General features: G+C 65.7%; 4 protein-coding genes. All 4 read right to left on the bottom strand.

Features of this window, described 5'->3' with window-relative positions; genetic code table 11:
- Positions 1-182 precede the first annotated feature (182 nt).
- Positions 183-536 (bottom strand): type II toxin-antitoxin system HicB family antitoxin, encoded by a 354-nt coding sequence (locus ACFQU3_RS20405; RefSeq protein WP_385913186.1) that lies wholly within the window; start codon positions 534-536, stop codon positions 183-185.
- A gap of 441 nt (positions 537-977) precedes the next feature.
- Positions 978-1,892, bottom strand: a complete 915-nt coding sequence (locus ACFQU3_RS20400; protein WP_385913184.1) for a tyrosine-type recombinase/integrase — start codon at positions 1,890-1,892, stop codon at positions 978-980.
- A gap of 466 nt (positions 1,893-2,358) precedes the next feature.
- Positions 2,359-2,643: a hypothetical protein gene (locus tag ACFQU3_RS20395; protein ID WP_385913182.1), complete on the bottom strand. Its 285-nt coding sequence runs from the start codon at positions 2,641-2,643 to the stop codon at positions 2,359-2,361.
- A gap of 168 nt (positions 2,644-2,811) precedes the next feature.
- Positions 2,812-3,111, bottom strand: a complete 300-nt coding sequence (locus tag ACFQU3_RS20390) for a WhiB family transcriptional regulator (RefSeq protein WP_385913180.1) — start codon at positions 3,109-3,111, stop codon at positions 2,812-2,814.
- Positions 3,112-3,472: the final 361 nt, after the last annotated feature.

Below are 3,472 nucleotides of genomic sequence, written 5' to 3'. Positions count from 1 at the left end.
CATCGACACTTCGGATCAGCCACTTCCCGGACCCGCACAACCGACGCTACGCCCGGCACCCACGCCACGGAAGACCGACCGCATCAACACACTCGACGCCACCGGTTGACAACAGAAGGGAGCCGGAATGACGCAGGCCAGAACTCCGCAATCAGGGAGAGCTGGACGCTCGCGGGCGTCCTTCAGCAGTCGGCCATGAGCTTTCGAACGACCCATTGGTTGATGCTCAGGTTCTCCTCGGCCGCGCGTAGCGCGACGTCTCGGTGCAGCTTCTCGCCCAGCCGGACGTTGAATTTGCCGGAGTAACTGCGTTCGGCTATTGGCTTCGGCACGTCCTCACCCTCTTCCTGCATATCGACGATCGCGTCCGCAAGCAGGGTCTCGAGTCCTTCGAGGGCCTCGATCTGGGAGGGGGCTAGCCAAGACAAGGAAGGGAACTCCACGACGGTGGCGACGAACTCGTCGTCATCTACTGACCAAGCAACGCGATAGGTGTAGTGAGACACCTCAATGTGCGGCCGCTCTAGCGTGTCCATCACTTTCTCTCCTTCTCATCGATCGCTTTGAGCACTTGGCGTACTTGGTAGGGCTTGGCTTTGCCTTTGGCGTTCTGGATGTTGACGCGTGGGTCGCGGCGCCACGGCGTCTTGAACACTGCATGCGAGGTGCCTGTCTGGCGCGGCTCCCGAAGTAGTGTTCGCAGACCTTGTGGAGGTCCTTGTAGGCGATGTTCTGCTGGTTGTGGCGCATCGCGTTAACGATCGACTCGACTGAGGCCACCCTTCAATGGTACTACATGCAGTACCACCCCAAAGGGGGCTGGCTGGAACACACGAGCCGCCCCTTCGTCCTTGCCGCTTAGGCGTGGCTTCCCTTGCCGTCGGAGGGCAGGACCGGTCCGGGGCACTGTGCGTCAGGCAGAGCGGGGGCGCCGTTTCCGACCGCATGACACCGCCAGAAGGAGTGGTCGCGGGAGCTCACACACCCGCGACGTATGCGGTGAGGAAGTGGACGCCGTGTCGGTCGAGGTTGCCTCGCGCGCGGTCGTAGTGCTCGGTGGTTCGCGGGTCGGCGTGCCGGGCGAGGATCTGAGCGTCGCGCAGCGGGACGCCGGCGTCGAGGGCGTTGGTGATGGCGGCGTGCCGCAGCGAGTGGGGGCTGAGGTGGCGGGGGATTCCGGCTTCCTTCGAGATCCGGGCGACCATCCGGTAGACGTCGCGTCGGTCGATCGGCTTGCCCGAGACGGGTCGCAGCACCAGGGGCCCGCTGGTCCGGTTGCCGCGGCAGGCCTCGAGCGCGCGGAGGACGGGGACGGTCACGGGCATGGTCGCGGGTTTGTTGCCTTTGCCGACCAGGTGCAGGACTCGGTGGCCGCGCAGGGTGTCGGCGTAGTCCTCGATCCGCACGGCGGCGGCTTCGGAGGCGCGCAGAGCGTTGATACCGAGCAGGTAGGCCAGCGCGCCGTGATGGACTGTGATCGTTTGGGCGACTTGCAGGAAGCGGATCAGTTCGAGCCGGTCCAGTCCCTGCGTTCGGGACTCGTCGCGGTGGATCTTCGGTAGCCGCGCGTAGACGGCTGGGTCGGCGGGGATGAGGCCGTCGATGTGCGCGAAGCGGAAGTAGCCGCGGACAGCGTGCATCATCGTGACGACCGAGGAGTCCATCAGCCCGCGGTCCCCGAGCTGGCGGATGTACAGCTCGATGTGCCCCCGCTGTATCCCCAGCAAGGGGTCGAGCCCGTTGGTCTCGCACCAGGCGAACCACTGCTGGAGTTGGAAGGCGTAGAGGGCGTGCGTGTGCCCGGCGTAGCGGGCCAAGAACGAGACCGCCGCCAACTGGGCCTGGGACATGCTCGCGGGTTGGAACGGCAGAAGGATGGTTGTACTGGTCATGGGGCACCTCACGCGGCGACCTGGGAAACGGCCCAGGCCAGTCCGCCGCCGACGCAGCCGGGCACCTGGGGCGCATCGACGGTAGACCCGGTTCCAGAGTTTTGGCCCGGTCTGCAGGCGGCGAAAAGACGCATCGCGCTAGGTGACACCGCCCAGTGTGAGCACTCCGCGCAGAGCTTGGATCGTGCCCGAGGACGAGGCGCTGAGGTTCTGCACGAGGGCACCTACAACCGACGAGTGACACTCCTCGTCCCTGATGAGCTGGCGCCCGAGCGGGTGCACAGACCCCTGTTAACGGCCGTGGCAATGAGCTGGTCTTCGTCGGCAAGGCGAGGTCCGATGGTCACCGTGTCTGCCTCGTGGATGATGCGGGGTGCGACGGGCTATCGGGCGGCAGCCCAGCCACGATGAAGGCCAGGCGCGTTGACGGGATGGAGGCCGCGGCCGTCCGATTACGGCCATACGTTCAAGGACAGCGCCCTCCAACGGCGTTGGCGCCTGTTAGGTCTACGGCGTGCAGGGCGAAGGCATCTTTGTCCTCCGGGACACGGAAGGCTCTGTGGGCAACGCTGGGCAGGCCCAGGACGGAGTCCACCTCGTGAGTTGACAGGTACCCGGCGTGCTCGGCGACTCGGGTGATCACGTCAACAAGGAGCTCGATCTCCTCGAGCAGCTGATCGTCGACGAGGTCGTGCCGCGGCGGCGGTGCGGGATCATCTGTCCCCTGAACGTGAGGGGTGCCTTCTGGCATGGGTTATCTCCTCTTTAGGCGCTCCGTATGGCCGTCCTGTCGCGCAGAGGAGCGGCGCGTCCCGCTTGGTGCCGAGGATCTGCTCCCTGCGACGGGGCCGCGATCTCCCACCGACCGGACGGTCACGAACCGGTCTGCAGATCGGCTCGCATCGCCGATTAAGCGCGCCTACCTGGCCTGTGACGCCATTCCTGCGCGAAGGGCAGACTTCCACGAGGTGATGTCGGGCCGCTTCCGGAGCAGCGCTCGGCGCTCCCGCTCGGTCATGCCTCCCCACACACCGAACTCCGTCCTGCTGTCCAAGGCCTCAGCCAGGCACTGCGCGAGGACCGGACACGTCTTGCAGACGGCCTTTGCGTCATGCTGGGCCTTGCCCCGGACGAACAACGTCTCAGGGTCTTGGCCGGCGCAGTTGGCCTCCCTGGCCCACTCGTCCACCCACAGACCCACCGTTGCGACATCACTCATTACAATCACCCCTCCCGGCCCGGCGCCTCCCATGACTACCGAGCCGACCCGGGCCGTCCCACCGGCCCCGATCATGCGGACCCCCCACAGGCCCAAGGAGGACACTACGAGCGCAGGCCCTGTCCTGATATAGACCGTTTGGACTGTTTCGCGCACGACATGACTAGTCACTTTCGCCGACTTCTGTGAGTCACCCCAGCCGGCTGTAGAGGTCTGCAGCTGCGAAACGACGTGGAACGGACGCGAGCTGGGACTGTGGCGTCCGTCGTCCTCGCCCGTCTTGCGGCTGCTAGACGATTCCCGTAGGACCGGTGTCTGGCCAGACTCGGTCTAGGTGATCAGCGGGCAGCTCTCCATGCGG

The organism is Terrabacter sp. GCM10028922 (assembly GCF_042666095.1).
Lineage (GTDB): Bacteria > Actinomycetota > Actinomycetes > Actinomycetales > Dermatophilaceae > Terrabacter.
This window is presented reverse-complemented; position numbering and strand designations above follow the sequence as displayed.